Genomic DNA, 16,684 nt, shown 5'->3' on the forward strand with positions numbered 1-16,684 from the left:
TGTCCCTTAAAAAAAGATTGGTTCACCTCATGAAATATAGATCCTGGTGCTCTCATAAACCCATCATCTTCTAACCGGAAAATTTTTCCTTTAGAAACCCTCGGTCTTAAAATTCAGATTAAGCAATTACCGGGGATGGGAGCGATCTATGAATTCTAATTAAGCTTCGGTATTTAAAATTGTTCTTTTCTTTCCTGGAGCATTTTTATGCTTATTTAATTTTATCTTGAATTCGGTTCCAAAGTCTTTTGTACTCTTAAGTTCTACTGAACCACCGTGAGCTTCAGCAACCATTTTAACAAGAGTAAGCCCTATCCCGTAACTCTTTAATTTTTTTCCTCGTTGTTGAATCCCGTGTTCCATGAAGTTGAAAATTTCTTTTTGCTTGTCTAAAGGAATTGGTTCGCCAAAATTATGAACCGAAATTTTTAACCAATCGTCTTCGTTAGTTATTGTTATAGTAACTGGTTTTTCTGAATGACCATATTTTACTGCATTGTTTATCAAATTTTCCATTAATCGGCGAATCGCTGTACCATCAAAAACACCTTTGATTGATTGTTCCTTTTTCTTCAGGATTATATCTTCTGAAAACACCTCACAGGCCTCTTCATAAATTGTTTGGATATCTTGATTAAGATCCGTTTCAGAAAAAGAAAGCATAATTCCTTCTCCTGCTTTTACGGTGATAGAATCTAAAAGCCCTTCAACTAACTCTATGGCCCTATTTACGCTATTGTAAGACATTTTTTTAACCTTTTCGAATCGTTCCCTGCCAGTTTCATAATTTATCATTTCAATCGCCATTCTTGCAGCAGCCAGCGGGTTTCTAATGTCATGTGCCAGTGTTCCTATCAATTTATTCTGCATTTCCTGAATAGATTCAGAAAATGAGGTTACAGAATTTAGCATTGCCTTGTCTATGGAACATTTTATAAGATGAAATACGGATTCCTCAGCAATATCGTTTTTGTGAAGCACGCTAATAATCACATTGTTGAAGATCATGTACTCATGTATGATCTGGTCTACGGTATAATTGGGAGAGTTAGCCCGATGTCTCCCATGCTCAAGACTGTTTTCTTCTATTTGATGGATTTTTTCATCATTAAAATAATCATCGGTATTTTCATGACGATTCAGGATTTCTATAATATCATCCAAGATGTTTGGAACATGATCTTGAAGTGCAATTTTATTGGAGGTTGGAGCGGCTTTCACCTGTTGTAAAACTTCCTTTTCCCATCGATCTATGACCTCATCACGCTTGCTATTTAGTAATCTGGCTGTTTTTTTCATGCTTGTGGTATTATAGGGCTTAAGGTATATTAAATGTTATTGCCTTTGTATTTATTAAATGAAGCAACCGTATTTCCATCGGTTAAAGAAGCTGTAAAGGAGCATATTTGTATTAGGGATGTATAAAGGGATTGCCCTTCAGGTAGCACTAATTTTGGGACAGACCTTCTTACCAGCTTATTAAAGTTGGAATCCGGCGTGTTTTCATCTGGTAAAAATGCCTGGGTATACGTTTCCAGTAAGTGGGAAAGCATTTTGTACCCTGCAATCTCTTTATTGATCACCTCTTCGCTTTGGTAAATTCGCTCTACGCTTATCTTGATAATATCTTTGATCTGGGCCTCATAACTGCTTTTATCAAACAGCGAATGGTGGAATTCCCCGGCCAGAATGGCTTCTTCATTTTTCAGGAATAATTCCACCGCTTCGGTAATAAGTGTATTTATAGCGAGTGCCCGCAAATAACTCAACCTGTCGGCAGTAGTGGTAAGGCTGTTGTATTTTGAAGTATTGATGCTGTTTTTCACCAATTTAATAAGATATTCCAGCGCATATTCTTCATCGATCAATCCAAGGTTGATCCCGTCCTCAAAATCTATAATGGTGTAACAAATATCATCTGCTGCCTCTACCAGGAATGCCAATGGATGTCTTGCAAAAGCGATATTTTCTCCTGTTCTTATTTTTTTAAGTCCCAGTTCTTTGGAAATATCTTCAAAAATGTGTTTTTCTGTTTGAAAGATCCCGAATTTTTTGTCACCTATATTTCTGCTTGGTTTATACGGAAGGGATTCTTTGGGATATTTCGTAAATGCTCCCAGGGTGGCATAGGATAGCCGGAGTCCGCCTTCAATTCCCGGACGGTTTTCTGTCAGGATTTTAAAGCCGTTGGCATTTCCTTCGAATTTTATTAAATCTTCATATTCTTTTGCTGAAAGCTTTTCCTTAAAACGTATTCCATTTCCCAAACTGAAATATTCCCCGATGGCTTTTTCTCCGGAATGCCCGAAGGGCGGATTTCCAATGTCATGGGCGAGTGCGGCCGCTGCGACTATTGCGCCAAAATCGTTCATCTGATAGCCGTGAATGGTATTGAGGTGTGGATGCTTCTCCAGGATCTTTTGACCCGCCAGACGGCCTAAGGATCGTCCTACCACCGAAACCTCCAGGCTATGCGTAAGCCGGGTGTGAACAAAATCGGTTTTTGAAAGCGGTATTACCTGTGTTTTATCCTGTAAACTGCGGAAAGCCGAAGAAAAAATAATCCGGTCGTAATCCACTTCAAAACCAAGTCTTGTTTCGTTTTGCTCCTTTCGAAGGCGTTTGTTTTTATCTCCAAACCTCTTTAAGGAAAGAAGTTGTTCCCAATTCATCATTTTTTATCGTTTATTTCTCCCGCAGAACCCGCAGATTTTCGCTGAATGCTCTGTTTAGTGAATATCTTCAAAATTATAAATTATTCGTTTCTAACACAATGCCAATAAAGTCTTTTTTCTGCGTGGCTCTGCGAATTCTGCGGGAAAATTGAACATTTATTGTCTATTTAAATATAGCGCTCCAAGAATTTTATAGGCGATCTCATTTTCATCCATAGAATTTTAGATTTAGTTTATTATAAGATTCCTTTTTTTCTCCCGCAGAACTCGCTGATTTTCGCAGAATGCTTTATTTAGGGATTCTCTCTAAAATTATAAATTATTCTTTTTTAACTCAATTCCAATAAAGTTTTCCTCTGTATGTCTCTGCGAATTCTGCGGGAAATCCTTAGAGTCCATTTACTTTTCTATATATACCGTTATTAATATTTTCTACATTAAAGTTTACCAAAATAGCCAATTTTAACTTGGTTAGTTTTAAATAAGTAAGAACTTGTTTGTGATGAACTTCGGCCAAATTTTCGACGGACTTAACTTCAATAATTACTTTTTTCCCTATTAATAAGTCCAGGCGGAATCCTAGTTCCAGTTTCGTTTCCTCATAAATAACAGGTAAAGGAATTTCTTTTTGAACTTCTAAACCTTCCTTGAAAAGTTCATATTCCAATGCGGCAACATAAACCGATTCGAGAAGACCTGGTCCAAGTGTTTTATAAACTTTAAAAATAGCGCCACGAATTTTATAGGAAATCTCATTTTCATCCATAGAACTTTAGATTTATTTTATTGGAAGATTCTTTTTTTCTCCCGCAGATTCCGCAGATTTGCGCAGAAAGCCTTATTTAGTGATTCCTTTTGAAATTATAAATTATTCTCTTTTAACTCAATGCCATTAAGGTCTTTTTTCTGCGGGGCTCTGCGAATTCTGCGGGAAAATTGAACATTTATTGTCTATTTAAATATAGCGCTCCAAGAATTTTATAGGCGATCTCATTTTCATCCATAGAAATTTAGATTTATTTGATTGGAAGATTCTTTTTTCTCCCGCAGAACTCGCTGATTTTCGCTGAATGCTTTATTTAGTGATTCTCTCCAGAATTATAAATTATTCTCTTTTAACTCAATGCCTTTAAGGTCTTTTTTCTGCGGGGCTCTGCGAATTCTGCGGGAAAATTGAACATCTATTGTCTATTTAAATATAGCGCTCCAAGAATTTTATAGGCGATCTCATTTTCATCCATAGAATTTTAGATTTAGTTTATTATAGGATTCCTTTTTTTCTCCCTCAGAACCCACTGATTTTCGCAGAATGCTTTATTTAGCGATTCTCTCTAAAATTATAAATTATTCTTTTTTAACTCAATTCCAATAAAGTTTTTTTCTGCGTGGCTCTGCGAATTCTGCAGGAGATCACCCTCAGCTATTCAAAAATAATAAAAAAGGGAAGTAATCTATCGAATACTTCCCTGTAATGAATAAATGTAACTAAAAATAAGCGGGGGGGTAAATTAACTCTTTAAGATCCGCACATCAAACAATCATCTCCTTCTGCTTCTTTAGATTGTGCGATCAATGCACGTAATTCTTCAGGAGAAAGTGAGGTGTTGGAAGATGCGGCTTTTATTTGTGCAGATGGAGAACCTGGAGCTTCCATAGGTTCTGCAAAGGCCGGTTCCGGTTCTTTTTTCTGTTCTTTTTTAAGGGTGAATTTAATAGCATCTACAGCACTCTTGGTTCTCAGGTAGTACATACCTGTTTTTAATCCGCTCTTCCATCCGTAGAAATGCATAGAGGTTAGTTTGCTATAGTTGGCGTTTTCCATGAAAAGGTTCAGCGATTGAGACTGATCTATGAAATATCCCCGGTGTCTCGACATATCTATAATATCCTTCATGCTCAGTTCCCACACGGTTTTATAGAGTTCCTTTAAATCCTGCGGAATAACATCTATATCCTGTACCGACCCGTTTGCACGCATAATCGCATCCTTCACATCATCTGTCCATAAATTGAGTTCTACCAGGTCATCAAGCAGGTGCTTGTTCACTACTATAAATTCCCCGGAAAGCACTCTACGGGTATAAATATTTGATGTATAGGGTTCAAAAGCTTCGTTGTTTCCAAGGATTTGCGAAGTAGAAGCCGTTGGCATAGGGGCAACAAGTAAAGAGTTTCTCACCCCATTTTTAACAACCTGTTTTCTAAGTTTTGCCCAATCCCAGCGTCCGCTTAGTTCTTCATCTTCAACTCCCCAAAGGTTGTGTTGAAACTGCCCTTTACTAATTGGCGATCCTTTAAATGTAGAGTAGGGTCCTTCTTCCTGAGCCAGTTCCATGGAGGCGGTTACGGCGGCAAAATAGAGGGTTTCAAAGATCTCCTGATTTAGCTTTTTGGCCTCCTCACTGGTAAATGGCATTCTTAGTTTAATAAAAGTATCTGCAAGTCCCTGAACGCCCAATCCTATTGGACGGTGGCGCATATTGGAATTTTCGGCTTCTTTCACCGGATAGTAATTCCTGTCGATCACCCGGTTGAGGTTTCTGGTAACTCTTTTAGTGATCTTAAAGAGTTCTTTATGATCAAATTCCTTCCCTTTTATAAACATAGGCAAAGCGATAGAAGCCAGGTTACAAACAGCGATCTCGTCCGGACTTGTAAATTCCATTATTTCCGTACATAAATTTGAGGAACGGATAGTTCCTAAATTCTGCTGATTTGATTTCCGGTTGGCAGCATCCTTATACAACATATACGGAGTTCCGGTCTCTATTTGAGATTCCAGGATTTTTTCCCATAATTCCCGGGCCCTGATAGTTTTCCGGCCTTTTCCTTCACTTTCATATTTTAGATACAGCGCATCAAATTCGTCTCCATGGATGTTGTAAAGATTGGGGCATTCATTTGGGCACATAAGCGTCCATTTGGCATCTTCTTCCACACGTTTCATGAAAAGATCCGGGATCCACATCGCGTAAAAAAGGTCGCGGGCACGCATTTCTTCTTTTCCATGATTTTTCTTCAAATCAAGGAAGTCGAAGATGTCGGCATGCCATGGTTCTACGTACATTGCGAAGGAACCTTTTCGTTTCCCTCCTCCCTGATCTACATAGCGTGCGGTATCATTAAAAACCTTCAGCATAGGAACAATTCCATTGGAAGTTCCGTTGGTTCCGGAAATATAGGATCCGGTAGCGCGCACATTGTGAATAGACAATCCAATTCCGCCGGCAGACTGGGAGATTTTTGCCGTTTGCTTCAGGGTATCGTAAATTCCATCTATACTGTCATCCTTCATGGTAAGCAGGAAACAGGAAGACATTTGTGGTTTTGGGGTACCGGCGTTAAATAATGTAGGGGTAGCGTGTGTGAAATATTTTTTAGACATCAGCTCATAAGTCTCTATAGCCGATTCTATATCGTTAAGGTGAATTCCCACAGAAACACGCATCAACATATGCTGCGGACGTTCTGCGATCTCGCCGTTTAGTTTTAAAAGGTAGGAGCGTTCCAGGGTTTTAAATCCGAAATAATCATAATTGAAATCCCGGTTATAAATAATGGTACTGTCAAGCAATTCCTTATTTTCCTGGATCACTTTAAAAACTTCATCTGCCAGGAGGGGTGCTTTTTTGCCCGTTCTTGGGTTGACATACTCATAAAGATCTGTCATTACTTCAGAAAAGTTCTTCTTGGTATTTTTATGCAGGTTAGAAACAGAGATGCGCGCCGCTAATTTGGCGTAATCCGGGTGGGAAGTGGTCATGGTTGCCGAAACTTCCGCAGCCAGATTATCAAGTTCACTGGTGGTAACCCCTTCATATAAACCTTCAATCACGCGCATGGCAACCTTTAAAGGATCTACCCTCTCATTAAGACCATAACATAGTTTCCTGATCCTGGCTGTGATTTTGTCAAACATCACCGGCTCTTTATGGCCATCTCTTTTTAATACATACATAGATTGATTTTTTTAGGGGTTTGTAGAGAAGAAGTACTTACCCACAAACGGGAATTTTATAATGGATCTATAATCCAAACAGCGCATCCGTGGGGGGAATTTGCTGTTTGAAATTACAGAAGGGTATTTATTGTTAAAAAACCGGGCAGAGTCGTGTTGGGGGTCACGACCTTTTCCGGTGGAACGCCTGTTTAAAAATCGGCGTCAAAACTTATTTTGTTGGTGTCTTTGTCTTTGTTCATCACTCCGGCCTTCTGATATTCTCCAACCCTTTTTTCAAAGAAATTGGTTTTTCCCTGAAGGTTGATCATATCCATAAAGTCAAATGGATTGGTGCTGCCGTATTCCTTTTCACATTCCAGTTCTACCAGAAGCCTGTCTGCAACAAATTCCAAATATTGGGTCATGAGTTTTGCATTCATTCCAATAAGACTTGCAGGAAGGGATTCTGTGATGAATTCACGCTCAATGTTAAGAGCATCCATAATGATCTCACGAATTCGTTCTTTTGGAACTTTATTTACCAGGTGTTTGTTGTGCAGGTGCACCGCAAAGTCACAGTGTACGCCTTCGTCTCTTGAAATAAGTTCATTAGAGAAGGTTAATCCGGGCATTAATCCGCGTTTTTTAAGCCAGAAAATAGAGCAAAATGCACCCGAGAAGAAAATTCCTTCCACAGCGGCAAATGCGATGAGTCTTTCAGCAAATGAATCGGATTCAATCCATTTTAAAGCCCAATCTGCTTTTTTCTTAATGGCAGGGAAGGTTTCAATTGCTCTAAACAATTGATCTTTTTCTTTTTCATCTTTTACGTAGGTATCGATTAACAGGGAATAAGTTTCAGAATGAATGTTTTCCATCATTATCTGAAATCCGTAGAAGAATTTTGCCTCAGAATACTGTACTTCATTTACGAAGTTTTCAGCAAGATTTTCATTTACAATCCCATCTGAAGCTGCAAAAAATGCGAGTATATGTTTGATGAAATAACGTTCATCTGCATTCAGTTTATTGTTCCAGTCGTTTGCATCCTGGTGCAGGTCGATCTCCTCTGCGGTCCAAAAGCTGGCTTCCATTTTTTTATACCAGTCCCATATATCGTGATGTTTGATTGGAAAGATTACAAATCGGTCTTTGTTCTCCTGTAAAATGGGTTCTAGTTGTGCCATGTATTTTGGTTTTCCGGTTTTGCTAATTGTATTATGAAATCAACGTTAACAAATATGTAAAAACCAAATAGATTTTGAAAGATATAAGGGCAAACGTTTTCAACAAAGTTTTTAACAAGCAGGATTTGTATTTCTAAGAGAATTGTTAAAATTTTGTCATAAAATAATGTAAATCAGTAATTTAGGATCTGTTAATAAAAACTATATGAATTTTAATGATATTTCTTAATCCCTGTGAAAATGGTGCCTACAGGGATTTATTCCACATGTTAATAATTGTTGTAGGAAAGCCTGAAAATTCAATTCCCGGAATCTGGAAAAATCTTAAAAATTGGTGCTTTGAGATTACTTCCGCTTTTATCCCGGATATAAAACAACATATTTATGATAAGCTCCAATATGTAGTGAGGGAATTGGGTTATATGTGGAATAAATCGATTTAATATTGGGAATTAAAAGACATCGAATTGCATTTTAAAAAAAAGGGGGAAAGGGGGAATACTAAAAAATGCAGGGTAGTATAAAATGCAGGGTAGTATAATTTCGATAAAAATAACTACCTAATATTCTCTAGCAATTTTAATTAACTATTATTTAATGGATTATAATAATTTTATTATAAAACATTGAAAATCAATAATTTAAAACCTGTCAATAAAAAGTATATGAATTTCAATGATTTTCCCTAATCTCTGTGAAAATGATCCTTACGAGCAGTTATTTTACTTATTAATGATTGTGGACGTAAATAATGATTATTCCATTCCCCGGAATCTGGAAAGAGCGTAAAAATCTTAAAAAACGGAGTTATTTTTTTTGTCGCAGCCGTGGGTTTAATTCTTCATTGTCCACCTGTCAATTCAGAAGGGATTGCATTAAAATTCAGGATATTTTTTTTGAAAAACCTGCTGCGCTTGCCCCGGGGCAATAGAATTTCAAATATTCTTAAACCATTCGATAAAATAATTTCCCAAAACAGGAACTGGTTTGGTTTGGTAGTTTATGGCATTTATGAGTCCGAAAATCCAGAGAACCAGTAAAAAAATAGACCCTAAAAAGGAAATGATCCATCCTAAAATTGGGATCATCCCAATAATAAAGAGTCCGGCGCTTATTAGCAGCAATCCCAAAGATTGTTTTATATGAAAACTTGCGAACTCATATTTTTTGTCATTGTTCATAACAAAAGCTATAATAAGGCCAATAAAAGTTAAATAAGCGATCACTGCGATGGTTTTGTCTTCCCCTGTTTTTTCGATTAAATTACTTTGTGATTGTTGATTTTCCATTTCCTGAAATTTTAAATTAAATTAATTTTTTACAAGACTCAAGTTTTCATGTTTTCTAAGTTGGAGGGGGTATTTTTCAATCCCAATGCAGGTTATCGTGATATTATCCCGCACGCTTTTCTTTCCTTCAGAGATCATTTGCAGTAACATTCCTTTCTCCAGCCAGTTAGGATTAAAGTTCGCTGGCATCAATTTTTGGCTGTTTCGGTGAAAATCGTGAATGCCTATTCCTGTTTCTTTTGCAATATAAAAAGTGTACACAAATTCATTGTTTTCGGCCTGAAAACCTTCGCTTTCATAACCCATGATGCTTTTATCTCCAATTTTATTGAAACTGAAATCCCCCAGCTTTTTTCCGCTATCGATCACTTTATGTTCCGATTCTAAAATTTTTGTTGCCGAAGCGATTTTAGCATCCCCCAGGCCTGTAAACAGCACATTGATCTTTTTTTTGGGATCCATCACCAGAAACCTTTTTTCGGCTTCAGAAATTTGTATACCAAAATAAGGCGCATCTTTTTTAAACAGCAAATTCATCCTTCTTTCTCCATCTTTGGTTTTTATTTCAAAGGTATATTTCCATTCAAAAACATAGAATTCCGGTATTTCCGAAGGGTTCACCTGTTCCATGCCTCTTAAAAGCCCGGATTCCTTTAACTGATCATTCATAAGTACATCAAGGGAAATGGCATCGTGACTTTCTGAAAAAACGAATGTTGCCTTAGCCTCAGTTTTCAATGGTTGTTCCGCTTTTTCCTGAAGTTTCTTTAAAAACTGTCCATGAGTGGGCATAAAAAACATGATGGCTAAAACCCCTGCTAAAATCTTCCTTTTCATCATACAGGCATTTAGATTATTCTAAAATGCATTTTCAGAGCATGAATGCGATATATTTCTTCAATTGGGGCGAAAAAATTAGTTTGGGATAGCTATTTTGGGGGGTAAAACCTGTGTTATAAAAATACGGATTTTAATCGGAAATTTTTATAAAATTAAGAAATTTCAATTAGGGATTTCTACCCGGTTTTGAAATGGGATTTGAGCTCATTTTATTAAGAAATTTTCTTTTCCACAACTTAAATTTTCCACTGCAAAGCTTTGCCAAAAAAATTGAAACAGGATTTTATCAAGTTTTAATCCCTTCCACCGATTCAAAATTTAATCCCTCCGAGGTTCTTGATTGAAAATAGCAGCAAGCAGCAATCACTTTCCTTGCATACTTTTATAATCGCTTTTCTTTATTGTTAGGGGTTTTCTTTCCAGCGCAATACAGGTCATTTTCACATTGTCCTTTGCGTTTTTCTTATCTTCCATGATCATTTGCATCATAATCCCCTTTCCATCTTCTATCCATTTTGGATCAAAGCCTTTAGGTAGCTTTGTTTTATCAGATTTGTAGAAATCGCCAAAACTTACATCGGGTTCGGTGGTTACATAGAAGGTAAGTACCATATCCTGATTTTCTCCCTGGTATCCTGAGCAATCATAGCCCATAATGGTTTTGTTCTCTATTTGTTTAAAGCTAAACTCATCTTCCTTTGCTGTATCATCAGCAATATCTCCCGGGCTGATTTCAGGTATTTTGGTAGCCATTACCATATTATTGCCTTCAGACTTCATATACATTACATTCAGGTTCCTGGAAGGATCCATTACCATGTACATATCATTTTCCGGAAGTTTAAAACCAAAATAAGGTGCATCTTTTTTCAGGAAATAATTTAGTGTCATATCACCCTTTCGGGTTTCCATGTTGACTACATAACTCCAGTCAAAGTCATACACTGCCGGAATTTCAGCATAATCTACCTGCTCAAATCCCGTGGCAAAGCCACTGTTTTCCATTTGGAAGTTGAGCATATTGTCCACAGATTTTCCTGCTTCGTCCGCAGCTTTATCTGCGACCTTATTGGTTACGGTATTTTCAACCTTTTGTTCTACTTTTTCCTTAAGCTTTTTTAAAAACTGTGCCTGTAATGGCAGGGAGCAAAAAGCCATTAAGATTCCCGTTAATACTACTTTTTTCATGGTGTTTGTTTTTAGAGATTTATAAAACTGAATGCGAGCCGCTTAAAAATATGCCCGATCCATTTAAAAACAGGGGTATATATGGGGGTGTAGGATTCAATTTCCAATGGCATGCCATTGCAGATCATCCGGTACTTCCGGCAGCCTGCTAACCAGTGTTTTTGAAGGATAGGTCTTGCCGGTTTGGGAGGTGAAAATTTCTGTGATCTCATATTTCACGACATTCCATCCTTTTTCAAGCTTAACGTCAAATAGTAGAGTGTCCTCATACATTTCTTCTCCATTACCCGTATAGGTTGGAATTTTACATTCTCCGGTTGCCGCTGCCGGGGATTCAATGTAGATCCAACTTAGGTAATAACCTGGAGAGATTCCTTTCTCTCCGTATGTTTTGAGCCACCAGGCAACCTCGGGAGAACTTACCGCATACAAGTAACCGTATTCTGTTTGTCCCGATTTATCGGTTATCAAAAGCTCCGGGAGTCCGGATACAATTGCTTCCCCGTTACTGGTAGTGATATTTTCTTCAAACATGCAGGAGAAGGTACTGGCGATGGTCCTGTAACTCATGGACCAACCCTCCGGGGCTTCTGCTGCTTCTTTCTCAGCTAGCTTTTTAATGCTGGTAAAATAATCGGGATCTAACGGAATATTTAAAGTTCCATCCGGGCTTATGGTGCCCATTTCTGTCATCTCCCCGTTGAACATTCCAAAGTGAGCGATCACTGCCTCCCCATGGGTCCAGTTAATTACATTCCCAAGTAGACTGGTTTGTGCTGAAATACCAAGGCAAAACATCAGGCCGAATGTGAGCGGCAATAATTTCATATATAAAGATTTTTTATCCGGAAAAGTCCGGAGTTGTAAAGCCTAAAAAGTACGCTGAGTTTTGTAAATTTCATATACCTGATTTCCCTAGGTTTACGAGTTTTTTAACTATGCTTTTCTAATTTGGTTTTCACCTTAAAGCTGCATATTTCATTTTCGATTACAGAATTCTGGTCATGGCCAGCTTAAACCGGGACCACGGAAATTAAAAATAGCAGATGGGATATTGAGTCAGAAATAACTGGTGAGAAGTTTATGGCAATCTTAAATAAAAAAGTTAAGTTCGAATTTGTAGGCTCTGAAATTAAATGTCTTAAAAATAACACCTAATTCTTTTAATCACAAATTAAGGATTTAACCCGTCTGAGCGTCGGTCAGGTTCCCGTTTCGATAGCTCTGGATGCCTGGGATTTTTAAAAGGATTGTCCTCCCGATAGCGGGAGATAACTAGTGGGCCCGGCCGTGCCGTTTGAGCGGGTTTGCCCAAGGTTCTTGATTGAAGAGAGATTGAAGAGCGAAAGAAATTTAAAGCTTTTTTGCTTCAAGTTCAAGAGCACTCTTTTCCAGTTCCATGAACCAGTCTTCCCCGAATTTTCGGATGAGGGCTTCTTTTACGAATTTATAAACAGGCACCTGCAATTCTTTTCCAAGGGTACAGGCATCATCACATATTTCCCAATGATGGTAATTCACGGCTGCGAATTCTGAATAATCCTGAACGCGAACCGGATATAAATGGCAGGAAACGGGTTTTTTCCATTTGATCTCGCCTTGATTGTAGGCTTCTTCAATTCCACAAAGTGCCGTTCCACGGTTGTCAAAGGTTACATAGGCACAATCTGCTCCGTCTATAAGCGGAGTTTCAAATTCTCCATCTTCCCCAATTACCGATGTTCCTTGGCTTTCGATGGCTTCTATTCCTTTTTTTCTCAAAAATGGTTTTACCAGCGGATAGATCTCTTCCAGGATTTTAGTCTCTTTTTCTTCCAGCGGTGCTCCGGCATCCCCGGCGATACAGCAGGCGCCTTTGCACGCAGAAAGGTTGCATAAAAAATCCTTTTGGACGATCTCCTCAGAGACAATTGTTTTTCCTATTTGAAACATAGCGCAAAGATATTTAATTATGCTGGTTTTATAAACCATTTTCCGTTCGAATTTCCGGAGGATGATTTCTCTTAAAATAAGCCCTGAAATGGTTTTATTTCTGTTTTTAAAACTTAATTTTGCCGCAGTAAATGCCTGTAATTATGATGCTGAATTTTAGAGAGATCGCCACAGCGAGTATGATCTTGTTTGCCGTAATAGATATCATTGGGAGTATCCCGATTATTATTGATTTGCGAAAAAAAGCGGGTCATATTCAGAGTGAGAAAGCTTCGATCGTTGCCGGGATCCTGATGATCTTGTTCCTGTTTGTAGGGAAACAAATCCTCAACCTTATTGGGATAGATGTGAATTCTTTTGCGGTGGCAGGTTCTTTCATCCTATTCTTCCTTGCCCTGGAAATGATCCTGGGTATCACTCTTTATAAAGATGATGCTCCGGAAACCGCAGCTGTGGTGCCATTGGCATTTCCATTAATTGCAGGGGCCGGAACTATGACTACCTTGCTGTCTTTGAGGGCAGAATATGAGACTATCAATATCGTGGTTGCAATTATTATCAATATTATCATTGTTTACGTAGTCTTGAAATCTTCAGGAAAAATTGAACATTTCCTTGGAAAACAGGGGATCAACGTGGTGCGTAAAATTTTTGGGGTAATTTTACTGGCAATTGCAGTGAAGTTATTTACAGCTAACATTCAGAGTTTATTTGTATAACAAACGTTAAAGATCATTTTCATGAAAATTTTCATCTATATTCTAATTTTACTTTCGCTAGGCGTGATCGTTTACAATTTCACTATCCTCAATTTTGACAATCTGCTTGGCAAAGAGAGTTCCATAGCTCTTATCGGGATTCTTGCAGCGGGAATCGTGATCGTGCTGCTTGGAATTCTGCTTACCTCAAAAGCAATAGATAGAAAGCATCGGAATAGTTAGTGGATTTTGATGTTCTAATTGGAGAAAATGCCTACGTAAGCTCCTGTATTTTGCTTCCCGGGGCAGCGAAGGAAAAAGGCTACGCATAAAATAAGTGTGTAAGGATTTTCTTACACTAAAAAATCCCATTTTCAAAAAGTGGTGTTTAATTCCGCGAACATCCATGCCTGTATGACATTGCCAGAGAAATTGGTGCGGCAATAGCTACCGATATTTTTGACTGAATAGCACTAAGGCGAATCCGCCGTTGCGGATGATGTACTAGAATAAGGTGAAATAGGTCACCACCGTAACCGGAAGTGCGGCGATCATTAGGATGATAAACGCTTTATGGATCTTTCTATAAATCAAAGCTCTTTTTAACTGTCTTTTGAATCTGGAATCTGAGGAGGAATTTAATTGTTCCTTGATGGCTTTTAGTGAAACATTGGATGAATCTACCAAAATTTCCTTTTGAAGGAAGAGCAATGCGCTGTTATCCAACAATCTAAAGCACACCGCGATTATATAGAAAAAAAGCGGGGAGAGCAGTAAAAATATGGCTGTGTAATCGTTGTAGGCATCCATTGTTAACGAAGATACTAGTTTGTTTGAGATAATTCTATCACTTTTTCTATAATTCGGTCATCGTTATTAATTATCCGTTGAAATTTATCATTACCAAAAAGTTGTTGTGCCATAGAAGCCTTTAAATATCTCTTTAGCAGGGGTCTGTATTCCTTGATTTCCATAGGAATATTTAGTTCTCTTGAAAACTGGAAAAAATCGGCCACTACTTTTTCGGTGATCATTTCTTCCTGCTGAAATTCTTTCCAGGAAAGAGCATTGTAATAATCCCTGTCTTTTTCCAGCACTTCAAAGACGAATTTGCTCAGGAAACCCTGGCGTAAGAGGTAGCTAAGATTTTCGCTTTCAAAATTGATGTCTTTTGGTACAAATACATCTGGGATAATGCCTCCTCCGCCATAGACTATTTTTCCGCCGGGGGTTACATATTTCAGGGAATCTTTCACGTGGATACTGTCTGCATATACCAATTCCCCGTTTTTATACCTGGAGGTGTAATCCTTGAAGTAGGACTCATTTCCCTCTTTATAGGATTTTTGAATGGAGCGTCCGGTAGGGGTATAATACCTTGCAATGGTAAGCCTAACCGCGCTGCCGTCCCCCAGTTCCATCTCGCGTTGCACCAAACCTTTTCCATAGGAACGACGGCCAATAATTGTTCCCCGGTCGTTATCCTGAAAAGCTCCGGCTACAATCTCACTGGCCGATGCCGAATTCTCATTGATAAGCACGAATATTTCATTGTTTTCAAAAGCTCCCTCGCTGGTAGAAAAGGTTTCCTCAATGGCGCCTTTTTTATTCTTGGTGAACAGGATGAGTTTTCCATCCTCCAAAAATTCATCTACCATATTGATGGCTTCAGAAAGATAACCTCCCGGATTGTCACGAAGGTCCAGAGCGATCTTTTTAGCACCCTGAGATTTTAAGGTATTCAGGCTTTGTTTAAATTCCTTGTAGGTGGTTTCCGAAAAGCGGTTGATCTTTATATAACCAAGATCTGCGGTAAGCATATAGGCGGCATCTACACTCTTAAGCGGAACCCTTGCGCGGGTTACATCAAACTTCAGCAATTCCTTGATCCCTTTTCTAAAAATGGTTAACATGACCTTTGTGTTTTCTTTACCTTTTAGCTTAGAGGTAAGGGAGTCATTCGTGATATTTTTGTTGAACAACTGCGCATCATTTGCATACAGGATCCTGTCCCCGCCACGAATTCCAATCCTTTCGCTGGGACCACCTTCCAAAGGCTGGATAACCACAATGGTATCATTTACCGTGTAAAAACTTACACCAATACCCACAAAATCCCCCTGCATGTTTTCGGTTACATTGGCATATTCGGTTTTGGGAATATATACCGAATGCGGATCCAGGTTTTCAAGGATCCTGTTTACGGTAACATCCACAATGCTGTCGGTATTTACCTCGTCTACATATTCATAATCTATGTAATCTATGAGGCGGGAGAGTTTTGCTTTCTTGGGATTGGAAGTGAACATCGTCTCGTTTGAAGAAAAGTCCAGCATGGCGCCCAGCAGAACTCCTGCGGCACAAGCCAGACCCAGTAAAAAGGGAAAATATATTTTAGATTTGTTCTTCAATTGTCAAGTTCGTTTACGTGGCAGATTTCTACCCCTGCCTTTTCCAGGAATTTAAGCCCGGAATTATCCTTATAATCCATCTGGTATACCACCCTTATAATCCCGGCCTGGTGAATAAGCTTACTGCAATCTTTGCAGGGGGACATGGTGATGTATAGGGTTGCCCCCTGGCAGGACTGGGTAGAAGCTGCCACTTTTAAAATGGCGTTGGCCTCTGCATGAAGCACATACCACTTGGTATATCCTTCCTCGTCCTCACAAAAATTTTCAAAACCGGTGGGGGTTCCGTTGTATCCGTCGGATATTATCATCCTGCCTTTCACAATAAGTGCGCCAACCTGCCTCCGGCGGCAGTGAGAAAGTTTGCCCCATTCCCGGGCTATTCGCAAATATGCTTTATCGTATTTCAGTTGCTTCTTTTCCTGCATAATGTTAAGGTTCCGGCAATAGTAGAGGAGCGCTTATGATTTACAAACAAGGCAGCCTACTAAAATATTGCAAGGTGAGGGTTAAAACAATTTAGT

At 38.6% G+C, this 16,684-nt stretch carries 16 protein-coding genes; 3 read left to right on the forward strand and 13 right to left on the reverse strand.

The features are described from left to right. Positions 1-159 precede the first annotated feature (159 nt). From GILLI_RS11150 to GILLI_RS11170, 5 genes are all read right to left on the reverse strand, one after another. Complete coding sequence (locus GILLI_RS11150; protein WP_006989217.1) at positions 160-1,299, reverse strand: sensor histidine kinase; 1,140 nt, start codon at positions 1,297-1,299, stop codon at positions 160-162. 29 nt (positions 1,300-1,328) lie between these two features. Continuing rightward, positions 1,329-2,672: a dGTP triphosphohydrolase gene (gene dgt / locus GILLI_RS11155; protein WP_040506599.1), complete on the reverse strand. Its 1,344-nt coding sequence runs from the start codon at positions 2,670-2,672 to the stop codon at positions 1,329-1,331. 391 nt (positions 2,673-3,063) lie between these two features. Next, positions 3,064-3,441 carry a GxxExxY protein gene (locus GILLI_RS11160; protein ID WP_006989219.1) on the reverse strand — a complete coding sequence of 126 codons (378 nt, stop codon included), beginning with the start codon at positions 3,439-3,441 and terminating at the stop codon, positions 3,064-3,066. A gap of 750 nt (positions 3,442-4,191) precedes the next feature. Then, positions 4,192-6,633 carry a ribonucleoside-diphosphate reductase subunit alpha gene (locus GILLI_RS11165; protein ID WP_006989220.1) on the reverse strand — a complete coding sequence of 814 codons (2,442 nt, stop codon included), beginning with the start codon at positions 6,631-6,633 and terminating at the stop codon, positions 4,192-4,194. Between the two features lie 191 nt (positions 6,634-6,824). After that, on the reverse strand, positions 6,825-7,802 hold the full coding sequence (locus tag GILLI_RS11170) for a ribonucleotide-diphosphate reductase subunit beta (RefSeq protein ID WP_006989221.1): 978 nt from the start codon (positions 7,800-7,802) through the stop codon (positions 6,825-6,827). A gap of 215 nt (positions 7,803-8,017) precedes the next feature. Between GILLI_RS11170 and GILLI_RS11175 the strand changes: the two genes are divergently transcribed. Beyond that, positions 8,018-8,245 carry a hypothetical protein gene (locus GILLI_RS11175; RefSeq protein WP_006989222.1) on the forward strand — a complete coding sequence of 76 codons (228 nt, stop codon included), beginning with the start codon at positions 8,018-8,020 and terminating at the stop codon, positions 8,243-8,245. A gap of 492 nt (positions 8,246-8,737) precedes the next feature. On the opposite strand, the gene GILLI_RS11185 is transcribed toward GILLI_RS11175, so the two are convergent. The 5 genes from GILLI_RS11185 to GILLI_RS11205 form a co-directional block, all read right to left on the reverse strand. Then, positions 8,738-9,091, reverse strand: coding sequence for a DUF4870 domain-containing protein (locus GILLI_RS11185; protein WP_006989223.1), 354 nt, complete (start codon positions 9,089-9,091; stop codon positions 8,738-8,740). A gap of 21 nt (positions 9,092-9,112) precedes the next feature. After that, positions 9,113-9,931 carry a hypothetical protein gene (locus tag GILLI_RS11190; RefSeq protein WP_006989224.1) on the reverse strand — a complete coding sequence of 273 codons (819 nt, stop codon included), beginning with the start codon at positions 9,929-9,931 and terminating at the stop codon, positions 9,113-9,115. 363 nt (positions 9,932-10,294) lie between these two features. Further along, positions 10,295-11,119: a DUF4412 domain-containing protein gene (locus GILLI_RS11195; RefSeq protein WP_006989225.1), complete on the reverse strand. Its 825-nt coding sequence runs from the start codon at positions 11,117-11,119 to the stop codon at positions 10,295-10,297. 96 nt (positions 11,120-11,215) lie between these two features. Next, on the reverse strand, positions 11,216-11,947 hold the full coding sequence (locus GILLI_RS11200; protein WP_006989226.1) for a hypothetical protein: 732 nt from the start codon (positions 11,945-11,947) through the stop codon (positions 11,216-11,218). 525 nt (positions 11,948-12,472) lie between these two features. Next, entirely contained in the window at positions 12,473-13,051 is a 579-nt protein-coding gene (locus tag GILLI_RS11205) for a DUF3109 family protein (protein WP_006989227.1), read from the reverse strand. 143 nt (positions 13,052-13,194) lie between these two features. Here GILLI_RS11205 and GILLI_RS11210 point away from each other — a divergent pair, with 143 nt between their 5' ends. Continuing rightward, a complete protein-coding gene (locus GILLI_RS11210; protein ID WP_006989228.1) occupies positions 13,195-13,770 on the forward strand; it encodes a MarC family protein in 576 nt (191 codons plus the stop codon). A gap of 21 nt (positions 13,771-13,791) precedes the next feature. Next, positions 13,792-13,992 carry a hypothetical protein gene (locus GILLI_RS11215; RefSeq protein ID WP_006989229.1) on the forward strand — a complete coding sequence of 67 codons (201 nt, stop codon included), beginning with the start codon at positions 13,792-13,794 and terminating at the stop codon, positions 13,990-13,992. Positions 13,993-14,253: 261 nt separating this feature from the next. On the opposite strand, the gene GILLI_RS11220 is transcribed toward GILLI_RS11215, so the two are convergent. Genes GILLI_RS11220 through GILLI_RS11230 form a run of 3 tightly spaced genes read right to left on the reverse strand, consistent with a single transcriptional unit; the run spans position 14,254 to position 16,588 of the window. Next, entirely contained in the window at positions 14,254-14,559 is a 306-nt protein-coding gene (locus GILLI_RS11220; protein WP_006989230.1) for a hypothetical protein, read from the reverse strand. Positions 14,560-14,573: 14 nt separating this feature from the next. Then, a complete protein-coding gene (locus GILLI_RS11225; RefSeq protein ID WP_006989231.1) occupies positions 14,574-16,160 on the reverse strand; it encodes a S41 family peptidase in 1,587 nt (528 codons plus the stop codon). Next, a complete protein-coding gene (locus GILLI_RS11230) occupies positions 16,157-16,588 on the reverse strand; it encodes a deoxycytidylate deaminase (RefSeq protein ID WP_006989232.1) in 432 nt (143 codons plus the stop codon). Before GILLI_RS11230 ends, GILLI_RS11225 begins: the two co-directional genes overlap by 4 nt. Positions 16,589-16,684 lie beyond the last annotated feature (96 nt).

The sequence above is a fragment of the Gillisia limnaea DSM 15749 genome (assembly GCF_000243235.1).
GTDB lineage: Bacteria > Bacteroidota > Bacteroidia > Flavobacteriales > Flavobacteriaceae > Gillisia > Gillisia limnaea.